We start from the raw sequence: 23,113 nt of genomic DNA, 5'->3' as shown, positions 1-23,113 counted from the left end.
TTCGGGATGACGTTTCTTTTGAGAATTTCGTCTTGTTTGAGAATCCCGTCATCCTGAACGTAGTGAAGGATCTCCAAATGTAGGCACAGTGCCACATTCAGGAGATCCCTCATTGCATTCGGGATGACGTTTCTTTTGAGAATTTCGTCTTGTTTGAGAATCCCGTCATCCTGAACGTAGTGAAGGATCTCCAAATGCAGGCACAGTGCCACAATCAGCAGATCCCTCATTGCATTTGGGATGACGTTTCCAATCCCACGAATCCCGTCATCCTGAACGTAGTGAAGGATCTCCAAATGCAGGCACAGTGCCACAATCAGGAGATCCCTCATTGTATTCGGGATGACGTTTCTTTTGAGAATTTCGTCTTGTTTGAGAATCCCGTCATCCTGAACGTAGTGAAGGATCTCCAAATGCAGGCACAGTGCCACAATCAGCAGATCCCTCATTGCATTTGGGATGACGTTTTCTTGTGTGTGTGTTGCTCGTGTTGAGTAATGAATTATTTCGATGAGTAGTTGCCCGCCAGAGCGGGCTTTACAGATTGTTTGTTATTTAGTAATTAAAACAAAAAACTGGTTATACGAAGCATAATTAATCTTTAGTGATAGTTGCTTCACCAGGACCATTTACGGTCAGAGTAAATCCTTTGGCTGAAAGTACTTTAGGAGTGATATCACCAGTATCCAGTTCCATAGAAACATAACCGATATCAATAGGGCTTGATGTATTGGTTGCCATTTTTATTAGCGCAGAACATCTTCCATTTGAACTATGTCCATAGCAAGCCATTTTTACCATATTCCAATATATTTGGCGAGTGGAGTTCGCTGGAGTAGGGTAAGGGGATGGAATTGTGCCTGCAACATAGGCATTAGATTCAACATTTGTTTTGTTGTGTGTTGTTAAATAAACTGGAACTGCTAAAGCGGTTGCGGCACTTAGACTTAAAGCTATTGCCGATATACTTTTAAGCATTAAATTCATTAATATCTCCATTAAAGATTGTAAGTGATTGGTACAAACCAATCCATTTAACTATATGGGATTGTATACTTTGAGGCAAGACTTAACCTCTGCAATCTGATTTTATAGTTCTTGTTTTGATTCATCTGGTTCATTTTAGATATAAAACTTATTTTAATATTTTGGCAATATCCTTGGCAAAATAAGAGATTATGAAATTAGCTCCGGCTCTTTTTATTGCCGTTAAGCTCTCAACGATAGCTTGTTCTTCATTTATAAGATTGTTTTGAGCCGCTATTTTTATCATCGAGTATTCACCGCTGACTTGATACGCACAAAGTGGTACCTCGGTGAAATGTTGTTTGAGTTTATAGATTACATCAAGATAAAAACCAGCGGGTTTGACCATAATCATATCAGCCCCTTCTTCAAGATCCAGGGCTGTTTCTCTAAGCGCTTCATCGCTATTGGCGGGATCCATTTGATACGCTTTTCGGTCACCAAATTGTGGCGCACCCTGAGCTGCTTCTCTAAACGGACCGTAAAGACAGGAACAATATTTGGCGCTGTAGCTGAGAATAGGAACGTGTTGATATCCAGCGGCATCTAATGCCATTCTAATGGCGCTGACCATGCCATCAGTCATACCACTTGGAGCAACCCAATCAGCTCCTGCTTCGGCATGACTTACGGCCTGTTTTCCTAATAAATGTAATGTGTTGGCATTATCAATTTTCTTATCTTTTAAAACCCCGCAATGCCCATGGTCTGTGTATTCACAAAAGCAGAGATCAGTAATGATTAGTATTTCAGAGTTGACTGAGCGAATTTTTTTTATCGCTTTTTGAATGATTCCGTCCTTGTTAAAAGATTCGCTTCCGCATGCATCTTTTATTTTGGGGATACCAAAAAGCAAAACTGCAGGTATACCTAAAGCACTTAACTGTTCTATTTCTTTTGGCAAAGAATCAATATTAAGTTGAAATTGACCCGGCATGGCCGCTATTTCTTTAGGCGAATTTAATTCTTCACTGATGAACAGGGGGGCAATAAATTGCTGCGGATGCAGGCGAGTTTCTTTAATCAGAGCACGTGACATCGCACTGCTTCGAAGACGAGTTAGTCGCAAAGGAATAGTATAATCATTCATGAAAAAATCCTTACTCAAAGATCTGTGATTTAGATTAGGATATGTTGACAATTCATCAAATTTTTACCAACGTCCCGTGACGTCGAAATCGGAATAGTCAATACGTCCTAATATTTATTTATTCGAAGTATATAAAATATCAATGCCACTACCCGCATCACTGCTGCTTACTTGAATACTTAAAAATTTATTTAGCAAATATTTAAGCGTTAAAACATTAGGATCCGCTTGTGATAGACCAACGTTATAACTTAAATACATGCGTTTGGATAGTGATTTTCCAACGACCAGGGCAGTGTTATCGCTTACCTGATTTGTAACCAGATTAAAATTGCTGTTGGTTTGTACATTAAGATCAAAGCCCAGATTTTGTTTTAATTGATCCAGGAGTTGTGCTCCATTGGTTCCAGTTCCCAGATTCATTGACGATATGGCAGCTAATAATAATTGTCCACCAGCTTTATTGGCTTGACTGGCCGGACGGCCCAAAACCAGCATGGACAGTATATCCGCTTGTGACAGGATTGAAGGAGTAGAAAATAGTTGGATTTTAGGGGTACTCAAGCGTCCGGTTACTTCAACTCCTACACGGATATTACCGCGTAAGTTCGCGTTTTGCAGATTGTTGTTATTAAAATCAAAAAGTTGATTTGAACTGGTGAGCGATGTTGATGTTGTATCAATTTTTTTTGAGGCTCTAAGATTAATGCCTGGATTATCCAGACGGCCACCAGTAAAAATGAGTTCTCCCTGCTCGATTGCTAAATCCTGGCCATAAGCTTTATATTCGCCTTGTACTACATTCAGTTCACCAATCGCATTCATCGGTCCCTGTGGCTGTTGTTTTAAATTCACTGCCCCTGCTAATGTAGCATGCAGTCCTTTAAATGTGAGTTCGACTTTTTCCCCCATTTCTACTTTAATGTCGACATTGGTATTTAATGGGGCAGGAGGCTTTTCTTCTTGTTTGGTTTTAAAGATCACGTCTTCCGAAACAGTCAGGCTATTGGAAAATGATTGCGGTTTTATCTGCGCATAGGGTATGACAACAGTTCCGGCTATAGTTAAGTTCGAAGGTGTGATGGACAGTTTGAGTTGTGGTGAGATGTTTATTTGATATTCTTTGGTGTTTACGATAGGAAAGTCAGCTCCTTCTAGCGTCAGTTCACTAACTCGAGTTGTATCAAGGCTTCCTTGACCTTTGACCAATAGCTTTTTGTTGGAAGCGCTTATTGTTCCATTAGCTTCCCATTTTTTCTTTTTAGCCAGGGCAGTGATATCGATAGCGTTAAGATACAGGCCTAGTTTAGGAATGGATACACTGGCTTTAGCTAATCGTAATTTGCTTTCAAAAAGCAGTTTATTCAGAGTTCCTTTGGCCATTAGTGAGGCCGTTAAGTGTCCCTGCGGATTACTTATATCAGGACTAAATGATTTTACAAAATCAAAGGAATTAACTAACAAAGTCAGTTCAGCTGAGATGGGCTGTATACCCGAAAACCCATTGCTCAGTTTAAAATCAGGAAGATTAAAATTAAGATTCATTTGGGTATTTGAATCTATTTTTAAAGAGCCTTTCCCCGATAGCGCTTTAGGAGTCAGTAATGCTTTTACTGTACCTCCTGAAAATTGAAGGATGGGCAGACTGCTGTCTTTTGCCATTTGATAATGGCCTGGAGCTAAAGTCAGGTTTACAAAGCCTTTATTAAGATCCTGAAGTTCTCCTCTAATGTTCAGACTTGAATAAATACCTTCCGTTGTAGATTCAGGAGGCTGTGTATTAGTGACTGTTGCATTAAAGTTCCATTTTTGGGGAAGAGTACCATGAATACTTGCGTTTATTTGCAAATTGTCTTTGTGATTTTGGTTCACTTTGGTCTTAATTTCAATATTCAGTTCGGGGAACGTCCCTGATATTTTTAATCTTCCTTCCGGACTGTACACCCGATTCTGTTCCGATAACGGCCAAGAGCCATCGCGCCATTTAATCATTTGCTCGAACTCAGATAGATTGTTCAAGCTCCCATTTACAGACACTACCGCAGGCCCTTGAACATCTCCAGTCCATCTTAATTGATTCAAATCACCACCAAAATTAAGTGTTCCTTTCAGTAGTGATTGAGTTGGATTTTTTGGATTTAATCTGATTGATCCTGTAAGTGCATGTGGCCGCTGGAAATCAACCTGCATACGACCAGAAATTGTATCCTTTAAATATTTAAATCGGAGTGAGTCTACTTTTAAATTATTTCGAGTTATTGAACCTGTGAACGAAAACTTCTGTATGGCAATCTGCTCATTGAGTTCTATGGATTTTGCGTTGAGCTCCTTAAATTGCAATTGAGGATGCATCAAAGAGTTCAGACTCCATTTTACCTGTAACTGGTTTATTTCGATGTGCGTTGTGTTGTGCTGATAATCCAGTGTATCAATTGAGAATTGATCCAACAAACGACCCTGAATATGATGTACTTTAATAGTACCTGGAAGATATACCGTACTTAATCGGACCAAGGTGTATAAACCTGGAGTTGTCGACAGGAAAAATGAGAGTAAAGCAATCAAACAAATGAGCAGAACAAGACTGAAATAAAATAACTTCTTTAGAAGCTTCATCATAAGTCTGGCCCCATGTTAATGACTAAACGAGGATTGGTACCCACTCTTTGCAATTGACTGTTTACTGATTGGGCTAATCCAACTTTAATCGGGCCTATTGGAGAAACCCACATTAAACCGACACCCACATCGTATAACATAGTTCTGGCGGCAGGATTATATACATCTCCAGCATCATAAAAACCAAGCAGATACCAGTTTTTATAAGTTTCCTTTTGAATTTCAAAACCGCCGTAACTTATGATTCTTCCGGGGCCTATAGAGTTAAAACTATAGGCTTTTAAATTGTCAGTACCACCCAGGAGTAATGCCAAGGATAAAGGCAGTTGATTAATATTACTGGTTGCAGTGATTCCTTGAATTGTATGTCCATAAAGCCGTAATCGCATCGAGTCTATCATAAGCGCTACTTTAGCATCTATCGACAGTTGCCCAAAATCAAGATTGGAGAAGGTGAATTTATTGGCCCCCAGAGCATTAATACTGATGTTATAGCCAGATGGGGAGAATAATAGATTTTTCGTTCTGGTGAACGTGAAGGTCGCTTTGGGGTATAAAAGGAACTGATTTGCTGTTGGTTGGTAGGCATAATGAAAGCTCTCATAAAGACTGTTTACAGATAACGACCTCTGGAAGTTGTCTCCATTATGCAGTTGACCAAGTGACAATAGAACGGCATTACTGTAACCGGTATTGTAATTGAGATTGGAAAAATTACCGGTAAGACTGTATTGATCAGCCACTGGATTTTTTCCAGGAACTACATATTGAGCTTGCAGAGCATTCTGGGTAAAGGAACCTTGAGCCAGTGCATTAAACTTATGCCCTTTACGATTGACAGGAATCACATGCAGTGCTGCTCGTCCTCGAACGCCTGTGTCAGTTCCATAACCCGCCCCAATTGAATACGAATACTTTGACACAGGTTGTAAATGTACTTGTACGGGTACAGTCTGACTATCCCCAATCTGCGGTTTCACCAGAACGGAATTGAAGTATCCACTGTTTGAAAGGTTATCGTTTAATTTAAGGATTTCATCGGTTGAATAGGCTTGCCCCGGATGAAATGGAACAAAACGATGAAGTAATTCGGGACTGATGTATGTTGGATCAAATTGTACCTGACCGAAATAATATAAAGATCCAGTATCAAATATAAGGGTAATTCGTGCCGTATTAGTCTGTTCATCAACCAAAACCTCTGATTTTTGGAAGACTCCATGCAGATAACCCAGATTTTCTGCCGTATTGATCAGACTTTGTTTTGCCTGATTATAGCGTTCGCTAAACAAAGGATCGCCAGCTTTTATAGGTGACTCTTTTATAATTTTGAGCAGCAAAGGGTTTTGGCGACCTTCGCCAAGAAGTTCAATATGGATAGAGGCAACATGAACCTGAGGTCCAGTATTAATGGTGATCGTTATGTTTTGATTGTTTATAGACGCGAGATAAACTTCAGCTTTGAAAAAACCATAAGGTTGTATGGCCTTAATAATCTGTATTCGTAACTCATCCGAGCTGAGTTCGGTTAATGGTTTGACTTCTTGCAGCTCTTTTAAACGCTGCTCCACATTGGCAAGAACTTTACCCGTAATACCATTTATCTTCAACGCAGGAGCTTTGGTGCTCTCAGCCAACAGGGGGAAACAAATAAGGATAAGGATTAGATATACTAATTTTTTCATGCGGCAGCTGTACTAATGTGTAGCATCCACTGCCTCCATTTCTTTCAATTTATAAATCAGATCCAGCGCTTCTCTCGCTGTTAATCTGTCCGGATCAATGCTTGCCAGTTTGTCTAAAACAGGTGAGCGTGCCGGATTGATGATTGGCGATTCAGTGATCGAGTGTTGTTTATGTTCCTGAATATGGCTTAAATAGTGATTTGCCAGTGAGAGTACCTCAGCGGGGATGCCAGCAAGGGCGGCAACTTCCAGACCGTAACTGCGATCTGTAGAACCTTCTTCGACACGATAGAGAAATATAATTCGTCCAGTATCGAGAGAAGCTTTCAAATGAACATTTCGTATGCAGGGTAATTCTTCCGGCAATCGCGTCAACTCGAAATAATGAGTTGAAAATAAGGTATATGCTTTCAGTGTTGTTGCAAGGTATGCACAGCTTGCATAAGCCAGAGCCATACCATCATAGGTACTGGTTCCGCGCCCAATTTCATCAATAAGAACCAGACTTTCATGGGTTGCCTGTCGTAAAATATGAGCTGTTTCAGTCATTTCCACCATGAAGGTTGAGCGTCCGGAGGCCAGATCATCGCTTGAACCGATACGCGTAAAAATGCGATCAATAGGCCCAAGTACCGCTTTATCAGCAGGTACAAAACTTCCAGTGTGCGCTAACAATACTATCAGAGCAGTCTGACGCATGTAGGTTGATTTGCCGCCCATATTAGGACCGGTAATCAGTACCATATTGTGTTCGGGATTCAGCATGAGGCTATTAGAAATAAACTGTTCCTGTACGAGCTGTTCTATAACGGGATGACGCCCTGCATGAATGGTGATTCCTGATTCCTCTACCAGTTCCGGACAATTCCAATTTAAACTTTGCGCCCGTTCCGCAAGAGTGACCAGAACATCCAGTTCAGCAAGAGCCTGAGCAAGTCCGGTTAATTCGTTAATATAATGCTGTATTTCTACCAATAAATTGTCATACAGCCATTTTTCCCGGGCTAAGGCCTTAACCTGAGCTGAAAGTACCTTTTCTTCAAACACCTTGAGTTCGGGAGTAATATACCGCTCTGCATTTTTTAAAGTTTGTTTTCTCAGGTACTCTGGCGGGGCTTTTTCTGCTTGTGTTTTTGATAGTTCAATATAGTAACCCTGTACATTATTGAATCCGAATTTCAGAGTAGAAAGACCTGTACGTTGTTTTTCCGCTTGTTCCAGATGGACCAGTTTTTCGTTTGCATGGGTACTTAAAGTGTTTAATTCATCAAGTTCTTCATCAAATCCAGGAGCAATTACGCCTCCATCCCGGATTAACACAGGGGGATTATCTATTATTGCTGCGACCAATAATTCCTGAAGTATGGGTATAGGGCTGATCTGTTCCTTTAATTGATTGATTAATGGAGATTGATTGTTTTTCAGAGCTTCCTTTAGATCAGGAAGCAATAACAACGTGTTGCGTAAGGCAACTAAATCACGAGGACGCGCAGATTTTAACGCGATACGAGATACAATGCGTTCTACATCACAACAGTGTTTAAGAATATGATGAAGTGCTGCATCCTGTTGCTCGTTTATAATTTCTTTAATACTCTGTTGACGAGCTTGAATCAGGCTGTGCTGTTTCAATGGTCTTCCTAACCATCTTTTTAATAATCGGCTTCCCATGGTGCATGCAGTATTATCCAGAATGGATAACAAGGTATGATTGCTGCCGCCATGAACATTTTCAATGAGCTCCAAATGTTTTTGAGTGGCTGCGTCAAGTTGCAGATAGTCCTGGGAATGTTCCAGGATCATTGAAGTAAGATGGGGTAAAGCCTGTTTTTGAGTGGTTTGTAAATAAGCGAGTAAAGCCCCAGCAGCTATTAAAGCTGTAGGATGTTCCTGTTCGCCAAACGCGGACAGATCCGCTACTGAAAATTGTTCTCGTACCTGTTTGAGCGCGCTGTCAGGACTAAACTCCCAACCTGGTCGGCTTTTGACAGTAAATTCGCTGCAGTAATCGTATAGTTTTGATGATTCCTGTATGAGAATTTCTGCAGGTTGTAAACGATTTAGTTCCGCTATAAGGTGGTTTTCTTCATCTAATTCAAGCAAATGAAAACGGCCACTGCTTAAGTCTACCCATGCCATGCCTGTTTTATGTCTGTGCTGATGCAAGGCTAACAGTAAATTATCTTTTTTGGCATCCAGAAGCGCTTCATCGGTTACCGTGCCGGGTGTAATGATTCGTGTTACTTGTCTTTCAACAGGTCCTTTACTGGTTGCTGGGTCGCCTATCTGTTCGCAAATGGCTACTGATTCGCCTTTTTTTAACAGTCTGGCCAGATAGTTTTCGACTGCATGATAGGGAAGTCCTGCCATCGGAATGGGCTTGTCTGCCGACTGCCCTCGGTGAGTCAGAGTTAAATCCAATAATTGTGCAGCACGTTTGGCATCATCAAAAAATAATTCATAAAAATCACCCATGCGGTAAAACAGCAGCATGTCCGGATAGTCTGATTTGATGCGTAAATACTGCTGCATCATTGGCGTGTGTGATGTGGTCATGAAATCGTGTCAAAATAAGAATGTCGCGATTTTAACAAAACTGTGGTTGTAAGTCAGTAAAGAGATTTTTTGTTTCTAAAAGGTACATTATGTGTCCGGATTAAAATTTTATTTTTTATAGATTGATGATAAGTCCTTCACTTAATGTGAATATTTGCTAGAATTAAGGTGATTTTATATAAAATCTAAATTTAATAGGGAGAATGGTTATGAATCGTTTAGCTATGATAGCTGCAACTGGATTTTTAGCAGTACTGTTAACCGCTTGCGGTGATAATGGTGCTTCTAAACCAACCGATGGTAAAACAGATACTACTGTTGACCAAACACAGACTAAAGGTGATGATGCAGGAAAAACCGATACTGGTACTGCTCAACCATCTACTGATGGTCAAAGTCACTAAGAGTTTTTAACTCTTGTTGATGCCTTAAGAAGCCCCATAAACATATGTTATGGGGTTTTTTCTTTATCAGGATCTACACGTGAATCACCTTAATGTATTAATTAAAGAAATAGCCTCTCATTTACGGGCATCAGAACAACAGCTGGTTACCGCTGAATCCTGTACGGGAGGTTTAATTGCTGGTTATCTGACGGAAATCCCGGGCAGTTCAGTATGGTTTGAACGAGGCTTTGTTACCTACAGTAATTTGGCTAAAAAGGAAATGTTAGCGGTTCCTGGTGAACTATTGGCTCAGTTTGGCGCTGTCAGTGAGGAAGTCGCTTCAGCTATGGCTGTTGGCGCACTGCGACATAGTGCCGGTCATGTTGCTGTATCGGTCACGGGCATTGCTGGACCGGATGGGGGTAGTATTGAAAAACCTGTTGGAACTGTATGCTTTGGCTGGGTTACACGTAATTCGTCTCCATTAACCCTGAAGATGCAGTTTGCTGGAACTCGGCATGATATTCGTGAGGCTGCTTGTCGACAGGCTTTGCAAGGTGTTCTTTCTCTGATTAAACCTTAAATCTTAAACAGTAACAAATGGTCTATTCCTGCCTTTCACTATGATTCAATTAACGAATTCAGGTTAATTTCTTTTCTTGATAATCACTCTGTTGGAAATAGCAGTGCGGACATGATGAATCAGTTTGCCGGCCGCACATATCTGTGTGATAATTTTGTCCTTGCACACTACTACTTGGAATTAATTATGGAAGAGAATAAACAAAAAGCATTATCAGCAGCCTTGTTGCAAATTGAACGGCAATTTGGCAAAGGTTCTGTAATGCGTATGGGCGATAGTACAGTATCTCGAGATATTGAAGCCATTTCTACAGGTTCATTGGGGTTAGATATTGCGTTGGGAATAGGTGGTTTGCCTAAAGGACGTATCGTTGAAATTTACGGTCCGGAATCATCAGGTAAAACAACATTAACTCTGCAGGTGATTGCCGAGTGTCAGAAAATGGGCGGTACTGCTGCGTTTATTGATGCTGAACATGCATTAGATCCTGGTTATGCTCAAAAATTGGGGGTTAATGTTGATGATTTAATCGTCTCTCAACCAGATACAGGAGAGCAGGCTTTAGAAATTACCGATATGCTGGTTCGTTCTGCTGCGGTTGATGTGGTCATTATTGACTCGGTTGCCGCCTTGACACCGAAAGCTGAAATTGAAGGTGAAATGGGGGATACTCATGTTGGTTTACAGGCACGATTGATGTCACAGGCTTTACGTAAACTTACAGCCAACATTAAGCGTTCCAACACACTGGTCATTTTTATTAACCAGATTCGTATGAAAATTGGCGTTATGTTCGGCAGTCCTGAAACAACAACAGGCGGTAATGCATTAAAGTTCTATGCTTCAGTTCGTCTGGATATACGAAGAATAGGTTCAATTAAAAAGGGCGAAGAAATATTAGGTAGTGAAACACGGGTTAAAGTAGTTAAAAACAAAGTTGCGCCACCTTTTAAAATGACTGAATTTGATATTCTATACAATGAAGGTATTTCACGTGAAAGTGAAATTATTAATCTGGGTGTTCAATTGAATCTGATTGAAAAATCTGGAGCCTGGTACAGCTATAAACAAGAAAAAATTGGTCAGGGTAAGGAGAATGTCCGCATGTATTTGAAGGAAAACCCTCAGATAGCTGCCGTTCTGGAACAACAAATTCGTACTGAATTGTTAGAGAAAAAGCTGCCTATGTTAGCGCCAGTGACTGAAGACAGTTTTGAGAGTATTGATGACTAAAGCATTTGATAGCGCCATACGCCTGTTAAGCAGGCGTGAACATGGCGCTATGGAACTCTCCAAAAAGTTAGAACGCAAAGGTTTTGATTCGACTGAAATTAAAGATGCCCTGGATGCCTGCCAGCGTCTTGATTTGCAAAATGATCATCGTTTTGTCGAACAATTTAGTCGGGCACGAATTCGTCAAGGATATGGTCCATTAAAAATCATTCAGGAATTAAAGAGCAAGGGAGTGGATCAGGAACTTATTCTCACTGAACTCGCTAAAGAGCGTGATAATTGGGTCGCTTATGCTTTGGATGTCTGGGAGAAAAAATGTAAGGGACGCACGGATTTGAATTTTACTGAACTACAGAAACAACAGCGCTTTTTGCTTTATCGTGGGTTTAGTATGGATATTATTGACGCGGTGGTGAAAGAGTTGAAGTGATTTTTGATGCATTCTTTTTCGACAGAAGAGGGTGTCTGCATGTGTCTGATGAAAGTGAATCAATAGATATAATTCAATTAACTTAAATGGTAAGTCGTAGAAAATGAAAAGTTCTGAAATTAGAAAGGCATTCTTTGATTATTTTGCACAACATGGTCATCAATTAGTTGAGTCAAGCTCATTAATACCCGCTAATGATCCTACTTTGTTATTTACGAATGCGGGAATGGTGCAATTTAAAGATTTATTTTTAGGGCTTGAAACCCGACCTTATCATCGAGCGGTGAGCGCTCAGCGTTGCGTGCGGGCTGGCGGCAAGCATAATGATTTGGAGAATGTAGGTTATACCGCCCGGCATCATACTTTTTTTGAAATGTTAGGAAACTTCAGTTTCGGCGATTACTTTAAAAGGGAAGCCATTAAGTTTGCTTGGGATTTTTTAACTCAAGTATTGCGGTTACCAACAGAACGCTTATGGATTACTGTCTATAAAGAAGATCAGGAAGCGGAAGATATTTGGTTAAAGGAAATGGGTGTTTCAGCCGATCGTTTTTCTCGTTGTGGAGAAAAAGATAATTTTTGGTCTATGGGGGATACCGGACCCTGTGGCCCATGTACCGAAATATTCTATGATCATGGTCCTGAAATTGCTGGTGGACCACCGGGTAGTCCCGAGGAAGATGGCGACAGATATATAGAGATATGGAATCTGGTATTCATGCAGTTTAACCGGGATAAAGACGGGATCCTCCATCCATTACCTAAACCCTCTGTAGACACTGGTATGGGATTGGAACGGCTGGCTGCCGTAGTGCAGGGTGTTCACAGTAATTATGAAATTGATAGTTTTCAATACCTGATTCATGCTATTGCCAAATTGGGTAGTGATATTGATATCGATCATACTTCATTAAAAGTAATTGCAGATCATATAAGATCCTGTTCTTTTTTAATTGTAGATGGCGTGGTTCCCGGCAATGAAGGACGCGGTTATGTGTTAAGACGGATCATCCGCAGAGCCGTTAGACACGGTAATAAACTGGGTTTGCCTTCTCCCTTTTTCTCTCAATTGGTACAGCCATTAATTGATGTGATGGGTGATGCTTATCCAGAATTAATTACATCTAAAGTACACATAGAAAAAATATTGCTTCAGGAAGAAAATCAGTTTGCACGAACTCTGGAACAAGGTTTAAGGTTATTGCAGGAGCAAATGCAAACAATTAAGGGCAAGCAGTTATCAGGTCAAGTAGCATTCAAATTATACGATACCTATGGCTTCCCTATAGATCTTACCGCGGATATTGCACGTGAGCATGGTTTGGAAGTTGATATGGATGGCTTCAATCACTTGATGCAACAACAACGAGAACAATCACAGGCAGCGAGTCAATTTACTGTAGATTATCATGCCAGTACTCAACTGGATCATCAGTCAGAATTTCATGGGTACGAGCAGGAAACCATGAAGGGAACCATTATTGCGTTGCTTCAGGATGGAACTGAAGTGAGCAGCTTGAGCAAAGGAGCAAAAGGGGCTGTTGTTCTTGATAGAACACCTTTTTATGCTGAAAGCGGTGGTCAGGTAGGTGATAAAGGGTATCTAACCGGCAAAGAATTTAATTTTCGGGTGGATGATACGCAAAAAGTGGGGCAGGCTTTAGTTCACTATGGTGAGGTGGTTGACGGTAGTTTAGCCTTGAATCAATCAGCTGATGCTCGAATTGATGTTCAACGACGAGACGCAATACGTCTGAATCATACAGCAACCCATTTATTGCATGCAGCTTTAAAAGCGGTTGTTGGTCAACATGTACAGCAGAAGGGATCATTAGTTGATGCCGAAAGAGCTCGTTTTGACTTCTCACATTTTGAACCATTAACCCCCTTACACATTCAACAGATTGAATTATTGGTTAATGATCAAATTCGCGCGAATAATGAAGTAGTGACTCAGGTGATGGATATAGAAGCCGCCAAACGAAGTGGTGCTGTTGCGCTGTTCGGAGAAAAATATGCCGAAGCAGTGCGCGTTTTATCTATGGGTGAGTTTTCCAAAGAATTATGCGGTGGAACACACGCGCGCCGAACAGGCGACATAGGACTATTCAAGATTATTGCTGAATATGGAATCGCAAGCGGTGTCAGACGCATTGAGCTGGTTACAGGCCGTTATGCTTTGGCATGGGTCAATGAACAACAGGCACTTTTAAATGATCTGGCGTCACAATTAAAAACCACATCAAGCAGTTTATCTGAGAAATTGTCACACTTAATTCAAGACAGTAAAAAGCAGGAAAAGGAAATCGCAAAACTGCTCAGTGAAAAAGCACAAAAATCAGGTGCTGATTTACTTGCTGAAGTGGAGCAGATTAATGGAATTAATGTACTGATCAAACGATTGGATGGTATGGACAGCCAAACCATGCGCACCACGCTGGATCAACTTAAATCCTCATTGGAGTCTGCAATAATTGTATTATTTGCTGTAGATCAAAGCAAAATGAACGTAATCGCCGGTGTAAGCAAAAATATTATAGGAAAAGCGCCATCTGCCGCTATGTTAGTTAGACATCTTTGTGGCAAAGGAGGCGGTCGTGATGATATGGCTCAAGGCGGGGGAATTGTTCCCGATGATCTGGATGCGAAAATAAAGGAAATCAGAGCAATGGTTGCTGGCTCATAAACTTTATAGTTTGAAGCGTCATCCCGAATGCAAGGAGAGATCTCCTGAACCTGGTACTAAGCCAGTATTTGGAGATCCTTCACAGCGTTCAGGATGACGAAACTGGGAAGCGTCATCCCGAATGCAAGGAGAGATCTCCTGAACCTGGTACTGAGCCAGCATTTGGAGATCCTTCACTTCGTTCAGGATGACGAAACCGGGAGCCGTCATCCCGAATGCAATGAGAGATGTCCTGATTGTGGTACTGAGTCAGTATTTGGAGATCCTTCACTTCGTTTAGGATGACGAAACCGGGAGCCGTCATCCCGAATGCAATGAGGGATCTCCTGATTGTGGTACTGAGTCAGTATTTGGAGATCCTTCACTTCGTTCAGGATGACGAAACCGGGAAGCGTCATCCCGAATGCAATGAGAGATCTCCTGAACGTGGTACTGAGTGAGTATTTGGAGATCCTTCACTGCGTTCAGGATGACGAAACCGGGATGCGTCATCCCGAATGCAATGAGGGATCTCCTGATTGTGGTATGGTTCCTGTATTTGGAATAAGGATTATTTAAGATCAGATGTATTCTGGGAGGAGAGTAACATGAGTTTTCTAAAGGAATTTAAAGAATTTGCCATGCGTGGCAATGTGGTTGATTTGGCCGTTGCAGTGGTTATTGGTGCTGCCTTCGGTAAAATAATATCATCCCTTGTTGATGGAATTGTCATGCCTTTAATTGGTTTGATCATTGGAGGCGTTAATATTGCTGGTGAGTCCCTGACGGTTGGCCATGCTGTGATTAAATGGGGCGCATTTTTACAAACCATCATAGATTTTACCCTCATCGCATTCTCTATTTTTCTGGCGGTTAAATTTATTAACTTATTACGGAAAAAAGAAGAAGAGCAAGAACCAAAATTGACCCCGGTTGAGGTGTTATTGACTGAAATCAGGGATTTAATGAAAGAAAGAAAATAGAATAAATGATCGGAATCGGATATTTTATATCCCTCTCAATCCGCACTTGTATAATAATTAATCAGTTGATTCTTTTTGTGCTATAATTTTGTTAGTTATTTAAATAATAAGGATATTTATGAACGACCTAATGAATTTAATAGCATTAATTATTGTGTTTGGTGTAGGTCTTTGGATAATTAATGCATTTATTCCAATGCCAGGTGCTATAAAGAGTCTTTTGAATCTTTTGGTTTTAATCGTTTTGATCATCTATATTCTGCAGTTTTTTGGAATAATCAAAACAATATTACCGATGATCAGAATATTAAAATAACTGCATTTTAATGACTGTATCCTTGACGCGCTGAATATTCCTTCGAAAAATGATAACTTCTGGAGACTCTCGGCAAAGGTTAATCCTCAATGCCATGAGGGTTATCCAGAGTGCTTGTATTTAGAGAGTCTCCTTGCCTTCGTGATGATGGAATTCTCTGATCTAATGAGATGTTTCGAAAAAAAATATGCATCCAGGGTTTGTTGACAATTGCTCTATAACCTTTTCGTGGCACGGCTTGTCCGTGCAAACCAGCAGATCTCTGGATACCGCGGACAAGCCCTGAATCTTAGTCACAAATTAAGAATCTTGGGGAAAAGTCATATTTGTGCACAAGAGTCAGGGACAAGTCGCGGTACGTGGGCATTTAAGTAGAATGAACAAAATAAATTGTCAACAGACTCTGGTATTTGAACCGGGTCATTTTATTTCTCAAATTAGAATCTACAGAGTATAAATTTTTTTCTCTTGACTTGGACTGTTTGATTTGATGTGCTTGGATATAGCTCTCTATATTGTATCGGATTATTGTTGAGAGTGATGTAACCAGGATGTTATTTATTTATACCAATGTATTAATATAAAGGGAGTTGTATTATGCCAAAGGTACACGATGTTGATAAAAATGCATTTGAGGTAGTGTGTAAAAAATTGGAAGGCATCAAGGACGAACTGAAACATTCACACAGTCTTGATATATTGAAATCCATTATTATTCGCTATGATGAAGTTAATTTAAAATCAGAGTCCATAACTCGTCATACTCAAGCAGATCAAAAGGCTGATAAAAAGCTGAACAGACTTACCTACCGTATTGATGAATTAATTTTTAATTCTATGTGTAATGCACTCGAGGCTATGAAACATGAACTGAAACACTGTAACAGTTCTGATAATTTAAATACCCTGATTCAGCACCGTTCCCAAATTAATACCGATACCAATGCGGTTTTAAGACATATTACAAAGAATCCAACCGCACAAGATAAAATTATCAAATTAGAGATAGGGATAGCCGATCATCTACGAAGAAAAAAACAGGAATTTTCTCTATCAGATGAAAAAAGTACTCAGAAAACTGATGAGAACAGCATCCCAGAACGTGTTAATCATTCGGGTATGAGCGAATTAAACAGGGATCATCAATTGGAGTTATCCAACAAAGATCATACGCAATCAGATAAAAAGGCATCAGAAGCCAATGACTCAGTCGTGAAGCACATTGTAACCAAAATATTTACCAGGCAAAAAATTAAAAGAACCTCTTCGGTGTCGTTTAATTTAGATCCTGTCTTAATCCCTGAACATGTTTCACCGGATCCATTGGATAGTACAGAGCATAGAGACCAAGAGCACTCGGTGGACGCTTCAGTTAATGAGCAGGACCTTCATTTCAAACAAATGAAGGCGAGGGAATTGCAACTGTCTCAGTTTGATAAATTAGTAAATCAGTTAATGAACAAGCGAGATGAGTTTCATAAACGATATCCTCTGGATCTTGATGATGATGGGAAAAAACCATATGGAGCTGCGTGTCAATTAGTCCATAAGCTAACGAGTTATTCTCAATCGTATAAAGATGGAATGATCGATCTTAAGGGATTCAAAGATCAAGCAACCAAAGAAATTCGTGAACAACGTAAAGGAGTTTTAAGTGAACACAGGGGGTGTAAAGAGGTAATGGCTAATATATTATTAGCCCTTGGTACACTTGGAGTAGGTTATGTTTTGGCTGCTTTATTTACGCAAAGTTTCACGCCGATCAAGCTAAATACCAGTACGGTAAATCAATTGGATGAGACCTTAAAAGCAGTTGAACAATCCGAGCGAACCTTTGAGGTCAGCATCCGCTGAGAATGTATTGGTACAGATGTACGCAAACGCCTACGTACCGCGGCTGGTCCGCGGTATCCAATATTCTTATGGATGAAGCAAACACACTCTGATAGCTAAAAATTACAAATACACCAGTCAGTTGGAGCTTTAATGCAGGAATTAACAATAAGAAATTATAAATTTGATAATGCGAAATTTGTTCTGATATTCTGTGTGGTATTACTGCATTTTATTTCACCTCATCGAAGTGGAATATTGACGCAGAGATTTGTTTTTACCTCTAATGTGTATGTTTGTCTGCAGTTATTGGCTATGCCTTGTTTTACTGTTATTTCGGGATTATTCAGTCAAGGTAAACTAACGGATAGTTCCATGGCTAAAATTCTCAGTAATTTAATTGCGCCCTATATTATCTTTGAATTAATTTATTCCTATGTAGCTCGTGATTACAATACCAAGTTATTGATAATAGAACCATTTTATATACTCTGGTATTTATTGTCTCTGGCAATTTGGAGAACAGTGCTTCCTTATTTCCTGCAAATAAAATTCCCTCTATCTACGGCAATTGTTGTGGCTTTGCTTATTGGCTTTTGTGGTAAAATGGGCGATGTATTTGCTTTGGGAACCACTTTTTTATATTTCCCATTCTTTATTTTGGGATTTAAGATAAATCAATATAGAGAGCGAGACTGGAATATAATTTACAAAGGAAGCGCTTTTTTAGTTCTATGTTGTATTGTGTACCTGGTATTCCAGATATCACCTAATAATGTTAAACAGTTTGAACCTATTTACCCTTATTATTCTATTTATCATTCCACCTGGAGCAAAGCGCTTTTTTTACGTTGTTTTTGGATGATGATTTCGGTATTTTTTAGTTTGGGTTTTCTTATCTTGATGCCATCGCGGCGCACTTTTTGGTCAGATTGGGGGCGGCGAAGTATTTATCCCTATTTGTTACACGTGTTTATTTTACTGGGTCTAATTGATTCAGGTTTATATCAGCAGGAGAGTTGGTATTATGTGTGGTTTGTAATTGCTCTTGCATTGCTGACCACCATTGCTTGTTCGATGAAATGGGTTACTCGTATAACCCATAAATTGATAGAGCCTGATTTAAAATGGCTCATAAAGCTAAAAAGAGAATAAAAATCCAGTCTTAAACAGAGCTCATTCGTTTATAAATAAAAAATGGAATACGGGTAATGACAGCCATGATTACATGCCAGAATTTGGGGAAATAAATCAATCGCTTATTTTTGTTTAGCGCGCTCCAGCATTCCCTGGCACAGTCCTTGGGTTGAGCCGCATGGAAAATACCCGGTAGTCCGAAGGTTTGTCTCGTATCAATAAAGCCCAATCGAGCAATAGTAATATGCTGGTTTTTTGTTGCTGATTGTTGTAAACCTTCAAGATATACTTCAATTGCAGCTTTGCTGCCACCATATAAACTGTTTTTTGCTCGGCCTCTACAGGCTGCCACAGAACTTAAAAAGAGTAGGTGATGCTGAGTTTGACTCATATCTAAATACGCTTGAATGAGCAAGGTTGTTGCCAGAATATTGACCTGTACCAATTGTGTAATGGATTGAGCTGTGAGGTGATTATTTCCAGTAAAATCACTGTGCGCTATAAATAAATCCAATTCGTGCTTATCCTGTTTTAAAACAGTCAATAATGTGCTGGCCGGTTGTGTCATATCCATTAATGCAATTTCACAAGGGATTTGATATCTGAGCTCTATATCTCTGGCGATAAGATTCAGTTGATCGTGATCACGTCCAACCAAGCGCAGAGCGTTCCCTTCCTTGGCGGCACAATGAGCGAATTCTTCGGCGATAATTGATGTTGCACCTATAATAACCCAGGTTCGTACAGTCATTCTGTTATCCTTAGTCTATTAGCAAGATCCGAACGCATAGGAGATTGATAGTGTTTGAGAATTTCTGACATATGAACATGATGTTCATACTGGCTACGAAATTGTTCTGGTGTAAGTAATAAATCCTTGGCTAAGTAAATACGGCCATTCAGTTCAGTAATGAGTTGATTCATTGCCATGATGGCTTTTTGAGCTTGGGGATTATTAATAAAATCAATGGCGAGTGTAAAACCAGGTTTACAGAATGATAGCAACCCCTCACCTGATTGAATGAATAATTTCAGTACAGCAAGCGTAGGAATAGCCTGATGGCTTCTAATAATCTGAATTAACTGTTCAATAGTATGATGTGCATTATCCTGATTGAATACTGCCTGAAACTGAATGAGTCCTTTGGGTCCATAAAGTCTATTCCAGTGCTTAATTTTATCCAGGGGATTATTAAATTCCAGTAGTGATAATTGTTCGACAGGTTTTTTACTATTGAAATATAATTTATTGAATAATTTCATATTCCATTGTTTTATTAAACCAAAGGGGAATTTACTGACGCTGTGTGATTTCTCTTCTTTGTAAGGAATGGACTCACAATGATTTGCCACGGAGAGGAGTGAACGTGGTTCTGAGTTTAATAGATCCAACCATGCTACTTGATACTGATATTTAAGACCGTAAGTCGACATGGTTTCAGTGAGTGATTTTATCGAGTCTAATTGTTTATGTTCTACCTGAACACAACGAGTTGCTTTTTTAAGTTTGATCCCAATACGGGTGATAACGCCTGTTAAACCTGCGCCACCAATGGTCGCAATAAATAAATCCTTATGTTCTTCACGGCTGCAGTGATACTTTTTATTTTTTAAAATTAAATCAAACCAGAGTATGTGGTGTCCGAAGCTGCCTTCGTGAGGGTTATTTTTGCCATGAACATCATGGGCAATACCTCCTGCAAGTGTGCCGTGTACTGTGCCAGGTAGTACGTAGGGAATGTACTCTGGATGGAGCAGAAATAAATCTTTTATAGAGACCGCGCCTTGGCACACGGCACTACCTGTGTTGATGTCAAAACTTATCAGATGGTTTAGTCTTGAGCTGTCAATTATAAGACCGTCCTGGTTGAGGCAACTGTCGCTATAACTTAATCCGGCACCTCTTACAAGCAAGGGTAATTCGTGATCATTTGAACAGTATTCTGCTAGTTGTTTTTCATTATCTGGCCGTAAACAGAGTGACTCGCTGTATTTTGCCCGGCTAAAGTTAGTCAATATCGTTTTTTTGCTGCGCATTGAGAGTTCATCAGATAATCATTTTGATTCCAGAGTTTCTCATGATTTATTTATTAATGAAACCCGATCAATGGATAATTTTTTGGCTATAATTTATTTAGAAACCTACGGTTAAGGATAAATTATGAATGATTTAAGCTCTTGGTTGATTGCAGTATTTCTTGTACTTTTTTCTGTAATGGTGAGTGCTGCAGATATTCCATCTGAAGTGGAAGGAACCCAGGATCTGGATCAATTGAGCTGTGTTGATGAGGCCACCCAAAATTGCATTGATAATGCGTGCTTAACTTCTGATGATATTGATTGCGAAGACAATTGTGGAAAATTGGCACAACAGAAATGTCAGGACGCAAACAATGAATAGATATAATGGGTTGACGCAAAAAGCTTCTTTGCAAAATATCAGTAAATTATCCTGAAATATCCTATCATTTCCTATGTTCTTTGGTAGTATTGCATGAATATTATTCTTTTTTATCAAGAACAAGGCTTACGAAAAACCTTAATATTCGGTAAAAAAACCTTTTGTGATTTTTGAAATTATTAAACCAATTAAATTATTGAAGTAAAACAAAAAGAGGTGCTCTCAATGTCAACAGATAAACCCGTTTTTAATAAAACAAATTCAAACAAAAAGAAAATTATGCCCTCCGAACAGAATGAGCCCAGAAAAAGAAAATCACTGGATCTTGATGGTGAAGATACTTCCAATGATAAAAATAACGAAGATCCTCTGATGGTTCTTATGGGCAAATTGCAGCAAAGTGTTGAGCGTATTGACCATTCAATAGAACAGATTAGTGGTATCAATTCAATAAAAAAGATGAGCGAGAGTCTTGCTGAACAGGCTGTTTCCGCTCTTGGCTCGTTCATTTTTGACAAGCAAAATGAACCCAGCTTAACATCTGAGCCAGTGAAACAAAACGTTAAAGCATCAAGACCTTTTAATTTATCACCCATGGCCGATTCTCTTAATGAGGACTCCTTTTTAAATAGCGTGAATACAAATCATCAGGTTAAATCTTCCAGTTCTGCTGATCTTGTATCACCTGAACTGGAATCCTCAACTGAACTCACTATGTCTTAATTGGTTCAGAATGAAGAAACTGTTTGTGATTTTTAAACATCAATTATTAGGAGTGAACTGATGAGCTTGATGGTTTTGGCGCAAAATGAGATTCAACAATCCATTAATATGGAACAGGCAATAAAGATAATGGAGTCTGCTTTTAAAGAATATCATGAGAATAAAGCGTTAACTCCTTTAAGAACTGGCATTTCCGTGGATAAAGAGCATGCCTTAATGTTAACTATGCCCGCATATTTAAGCCAGCAAAATGCCTTGGGATTAAAAGTGGTCTCGGTATTTCCTAAAAATAGAGAGCGAGATAAACCGGTGATCACAGGCGCATTACTGGTTATGAATGAACAGACAGGAGAACCGCAAGCTATTATGGAAGCAGGATATTTGACTGCATTAAGAACGGGAGCTGTTTGTGGGCTGGCGACACAATATTTGGCTCGACCTGATGCCAGACATGTTGCCATTATTGGCAGTGGTGTGCAGGCAATGACTCAATTGGAAGCGGTTTCTTGTGTGCGAACCATTAAAAGGGTCTCTATATGGTCACGTAATTTTGAAAATGCCTTAAGTTTTGCCCAAAAAATAAAATCACGCTTTGAAGTGACGTGCTATGAACAACTTCAGGATGCGGTGAGTGAGGCTGATATAATCTGCACTGCTACGTCAAGTACTGAGCCATTACTCTATTGGTCTCATTTAAAGAAACAAGTTCATATTAATGCCGTTGGTTCTCATACACCTGAGATGCGTGAAATAGCCAATGATGTGCTGGCTAACTCCATCGTCATTGTCGATCAAATGGACGCAGCGCTTAAAGAGGCTGGCGAGGTGGTTTTTGCATTACAGGAAGACTGTATTCAACTCAGCGATATAGTGGAGCTGGGGGCTGTAGTGAGCGGTAAAGAACATCAAATGAATTCTCGTACTACGGTATTTAAATCTGTAGGACTCGCTATACAGGATGTCAGTATCGCGCATGCCGTTTATGTTAACGCATTGGCAAAGGGATTAGGAACTCAGGTTAATTTAATGTAATTCTTTTTTAATGTTGTTGATGGTAAAGAAATCTGTTTTGGAATTCAGTTTTAGTGCACTTGATTTGAGTAATGATCTTACAATTCACTGACTCTTTATATTCAGCGAATATCCTGATCTGTTTTATATTTACGTCAATTCATTGACAGAGTAGATTTTGTTATGCCAAATTAGATGTTCATTACCTAACTTATTAATAAATATCGAAAATGTCATCCCGATTGAAACGAGGGATCTACTGAACGTGGTGCTGTGCCTGAATTGGGAGATCCTTCACTGCGTTCAGGATGACGAAACTTAACCGTCATCCCGATTGAAACGAGGAATCTCCTGAACGTGGTGCTGTGCCTGAATTGGGAGATCCTTCACTGCGTTCAGGATGACGAAATTGCCGGAGTTGGAAACGTCATCCCGA

20 protein-coding genes are annotated in these 23,113 nt (G+C 39.8%); 12 read left to right on the top strand and 8 right to left on the bottom strand.

Annotation, left to right across the window (positions count from 1 at the left end):
• The 6 genes from Lqua_RS18315 to mutS form a co-directional block, all read right to left on the bottom strand.
• The coding region (locus Lqua_RS18315) for a hypothetical protein (RefSeq protein ID WP_162264389.1) at nucleotides 1–431 on the bottom strand (431 nt) is incomplete at its 3' end.
• A gap of 163 nt (nucleotides 432–594) precedes the next feature.
• Nucleotides 595–987 (bottom strand): hypothetical protein, encoded by a 393-nt coding sequence (locus Lqua_RS07250; protein ID WP_058473602.1) that lies wholly within the window; start codon nucleotides 985–987, stop codon nucleotides 595–597.
• A gap of 148 nt (nucleotides 988–1,135) precedes the next feature.
• On the bottom strand, nucleotides 1,136–2,116 hold the full coding sequence (gene hemB / locus Lqua_RS07245) for a porphobilinogen synthase (protein ID WP_058473601.1): 981 nt from the start codon (nucleotides 2,114–2,116) through the stop codon (nucleotides 1,136–1,138).
• Nucleotides 2,117–2,230: 114 nt separating this feature from the next.
• On the bottom strand, nucleotides 2,231–4,735 hold the full coding sequence (locus tag Lqua_RS07240) for a translocation/assembly module TamB domain-containing protein (protein ID WP_058473600.1): 2,505 nt from the start codon (nucleotides 4,733–4,735) through the stop codon (nucleotides 2,231–2,233).
• A complete protein-coding gene (locus Lqua_RS07235; protein WP_058473599.1) occupies nucleotides 4,732–6,420 on the bottom strand; it encodes an autotransporter assembly complex protein TamA in 1,689 nt (562 codons plus the stop codon). The genes Lqua_RS07240 and Lqua_RS07235 overlap by 4 nt, the downstream gene beginning before the upstream one ends.
• Before the next feature lie 12 nt (nucleotides 6,421–6,432).
• On the bottom strand, nucleotides 6,433–8,976 hold the full coding sequence (gene mutS / locus Lqua_RS07230; RefSeq protein ID WP_058473598.1) for a DNA mismatch repair protein MutS: 2,544 nt from the start codon (nucleotides 8,974–8,976) through the stop codon (nucleotides 6,433–6,435).
• A gap of 209 nt (nucleotides 8,977–9,185) precedes the next feature.
• On the opposite strand from mutS, the gene Lqua_RS07225 reads away from it, so the two are divergent.
• The 9 genes from Lqua_RS07225 (at nucleotide 9,186) to Lqua_RS07185 (ending at nucleotide 18,560) form a co-directional block, all read left to right on the top strand.
• Nucleotides 9,186–9,380 carry a hypothetical protein gene (locus tag Lqua_RS07225; protein ID WP_058473597.1) on the top strand — a complete coding sequence of 65 codons (195 nt, stop codon included), beginning with the start codon at nucleotides 9,186–9,188 and terminating at the stop codon, nucleotides 9,378–9,380.
• 79 nt (nucleotides 9,381–9,459) lie between these two features.
• Nucleotides 9,460–9,945: a CinA family protein gene (locus Lqua_RS07220; protein ID WP_058473596.1), complete on the top strand. Its 486-nt coding sequence runs from the start codon at nucleotides 9,460–9,462 to the stop codon at nucleotides 9,943–9,945.
• Nucleotides 9,946–10,131: 186 nt separating this feature from the next.
• A complete protein-coding gene (gene recA, locus Lqua_RS07215) occupies nucleotides 10,132–11,178 on the top strand; it encodes a recombinase RecA (RefSeq protein WP_058473778.1) in 1,047 nt (348 codons plus the stop codon).
• Nucleotides 11,171–11,608 carry a recombination regulator RecX gene (gene recX / locus Lqua_RS07210; protein WP_058473595.1) on the top strand — a complete coding sequence of 146 codons (438 nt, stop codon included), beginning with the start codon at nucleotides 11,171–11,173 and terminating at the stop codon, nucleotides 11,606–11,608. The genes recA and recX overlap by 8 nt, the downstream gene beginning before the upstream one ends.
• 103 nt (nucleotides 11,609–11,711) lie before the next feature.
• Nucleotides 11,712–14,294 carry an alanine--tRNA ligase gene (gene alaS / locus Lqua_RS07205; protein WP_058473594.1) on the top strand — a complete coding sequence of 861 codons (2,583 nt, stop codon included), beginning with the start codon at nucleotides 11,712–11,714 and terminating at the stop codon, nucleotides 14,292–14,294.
• Nucleotides 14,295–14,881: 587 nt separating this feature from the next.
• On the top strand, nucleotides 14,882–15,256 hold the full coding sequence (gene mscL / locus Lqua_RS07200; protein WP_058473593.1) for a large-conductance mechanosensitive channel protein MscL: 375 nt from the start codon (nucleotides 14,882–14,884) through the stop codon (nucleotides 15,254–15,256).
• Between the two features lie 118 nt (nucleotides 15,257–15,374).
• Nucleotides 15,375–15,572, top strand: coding sequence for a Thivi_2564 family membrane protein (locus Lqua_RS07195; protein ID WP_058473592.1), 198 nt, complete (start codon nucleotides 15,375–15,377; stop codon nucleotides 15,570–15,572).
• Between the two features lie 597 nt (nucleotides 15,573–16,169).
• Complete coding sequence (locus Lqua_RS07190) at nucleotides 16,170–17,426, top strand: hypothetical protein (RefSeq protein ID WP_058473591.1); 1,257 nt, start codon at nucleotides 16,170–16,172, stop codon at nucleotides 17,424–17,426.
• 132 nt (nucleotides 17,427–17,558) lie between these two features.
• Nucleotides 17,559–18,560 carry an acyltransferase family protein gene (locus Lqua_RS07185; RefSeq protein WP_058473590.1) on the top strand — a complete coding sequence of 334 codons (1,002 nt, stop codon included), beginning with the start codon at nucleotides 17,559–17,561 and terminating at the stop codon, nucleotides 18,558–18,560.
• Nucleotides 18,561–18,570: 10 nt separating this feature from the next.
• Here the strand turns inward: Lqua_RS07185 and Lqua_RS07180 are convergent, their stop codons facing one another.
• Complete coding sequence (locus Lqua_RS07180) at nucleotides 18,571–19,293, bottom strand: SDR family NAD(P)-dependent oxidoreductase (protein WP_058473589.1); 723 nt, start codon at nucleotides 19,291–19,293, stop codon at nucleotides 18,571–18,573.
• Entirely contained in the window at nucleotides 19,290–20,579 is a 1,290-nt protein-coding gene (locus Lqua_RS07175) for an FAD-binding oxidoreductase (RefSeq protein WP_058473588.1), read from the bottom strand. Before Lqua_RS07175 ends, Lqua_RS07180 begins: the two co-directional genes overlap by 4 nt.
• 124 nt (nucleotides 20,580–20,703) lie before the next feature.
• On the opposite strand from Lqua_RS07175, the gene Lqua_RS07170 reads away from it, so the two are divergent.
• The 3 genes from Lqua_RS07170 to Lqua_RS07160 all read left to right on the top strand — a co-directional run bounded on the left by Lqua_RS07170 (nucleotide 20,704) and on the right by Lqua_RS07160 (nucleotide 22,698).
• Nucleotides 20,704–20,943 carry a hypothetical protein gene (locus tag Lqua_RS07170; RefSeq protein ID WP_058473587.1) on the top strand — a complete coding sequence of 80 codons (240 nt, stop codon included), beginning with the start codon at nucleotides 20,704–20,706 and terminating at the stop codon, nucleotides 20,941–20,943.
• 225 nt (nucleotides 20,944–21,168) lie between these two features.
• Nucleotides 21,169–21,666, top strand: a complete 498-nt coding sequence (locus Lqua_RS07165) for a hypothetical protein (RefSeq protein ID WP_058473586.1) — start codon at nucleotides 21,169–21,171, stop codon at nucleotides 21,664–21,666.
• 60 nt (nucleotides 21,667–21,726) lie between these two features.
• Nucleotides 21,727–22,698 carry an ornithine cyclodeaminase family protein gene (locus tag Lqua_RS07160; protein WP_058473585.1) on the top strand — a complete coding sequence of 324 codons (972 nt, stop codon included), beginning with the start codon at nucleotides 21,727–21,729 and terminating at the stop codon, nucleotides 22,696–22,698.
• Nucleotides 22,699–23,113: the final 415 nt, after the last annotated feature.

It is taken from the genome of Legionella quateirensis, assembly GCF_001467955.1.
Taxonomy (GTDB): domain Bacteria; phylum Pseudomonadota; class Gammaproteobacteria; order Legionellales; family Legionellaceae; genus Legionella; species Legionella quateirensis.
The sequence above is the reverse complement of the archived record's forward strand: the minus strand, read 5'-3'. Positions and strand labels throughout refer to the sequence as shown.

Bases quoted from the DNA above. Each gene is read 5' to 3' on its own strand.
- hemB (WP_058473601.1), bottom strand. From the start codon at position 2,116: ATGAATGATTATACTATTCCTTTGCGACTAACTCGTCTTCGAAGCAGT.
- Lqua_RS07185 (WP_058473590.1), top strand. From the start codon at position 17,559: ATGCAGGAATTAACAATAAGAAATTATAAATTTGATAATGCGAAATTT.
- Lqua_RS07235 (WP_058473599.1), bottom strand. From the start codon at position 6,420: ATGAAAAAATTAGTATATCTAATCCTTATCCTTATTTGTTTCCCCCTG.
- Lqua_RS07190 (WP_058473591.1), top strand. From the start codon at position 16,170: ATGCCAAAGGTACACGATGTTGATAAAAATGCATTTGAGGTAGTGTGT.
- mutS (WP_058473598.1), bottom strand. From the start codon at position 8,976: ATGACCACATCACACACGCCAATGATGCAGCAGTATTTACGCATCAAA.
- alaS (WP_058473594.1), top strand. From the start codon at position 11,712: ATGAAAAGTTCTGAAATTAGAAAGGCATTCTTTGATTATTTTGCACAA.
- mscL (WP_058473593.1), top strand. From the start codon at position 14,882: ATGAGTTTTCTAAAGGAATTTAAAGAATTTGCCATGCGTGGCAATGTG.
- recX (WP_058473595.1), top strand. From the start codon at position 11,171: ATGACTAAAGCATTTGATAGCGCCATACGCCTGTTAAGCAGGCGTGAA.
- Lqua_RS07180 (WP_058473589.1), bottom strand. From the start codon at position 19,293: ATGACTGTACGAACCTGGGTTATTATAGGTGCAACATCAATTATCGCC.
- Lqua_RS07160 (WP_058473585.1), top strand. From the start codon at position 21,727: ATGAGCTTGATGGTTTTGGCGCAAAATGAGATTCAACAATCCATTAAT.
- Lqua_RS07165 (WP_058473586.1), top strand. From the start codon at position 21,169: ATGTCAACAGATAAACCCGTTTTTAATAAAACAAATTCAAACAAAAAG.
- Lqua_RS07250 (WP_058473602.1), bottom strand. From the start codon at position 987: ATGAATTTAATGCTTAAAAGTATATCGGCAATAGCTTTAAGTCTAAGT.
- recA (WP_058473778.1), top strand. From the start codon at position 10,132: ATGGAAGAGAATAAACAAAAAGCATTATCAGCAGCCTTGTTGCAAATT.
- Lqua_RS07225 (WP_058473597.1), top strand. From the start codon at position 9,186: ATGAATCGTTTAGCTATGATAGCTGCAACTGGATTTTTAGCAGTACTG.
- Lqua_RS07240 (WP_058473600.1), bottom strand. From the start codon at position 4,735: ATGATGAAGCTTCTAAAGAAGTTATTTTATTTCAGTCTTGTTCTGCTC.
- Lqua_RS07175 (WP_058473588.1), bottom strand. From the start codon at position 20,579: ATGCGCAGCAAAAAAACGATATTGACTAACTTTAGCCGGGCAAAATAC.
- Lqua_RS07195 (WP_058473592.1), top strand. From the start codon at position 15,375: ATGAACGACCTAATGAATTTAATAGCATTAATTATTGTGTTTGGTGTA.
- Lqua_RS07170 (WP_058473587.1), top strand. From the start codon at position 20,704: ATGAATGATTTAAGCTCTTGGTTGATTGCAGTATTTCTTGTACTTTTT.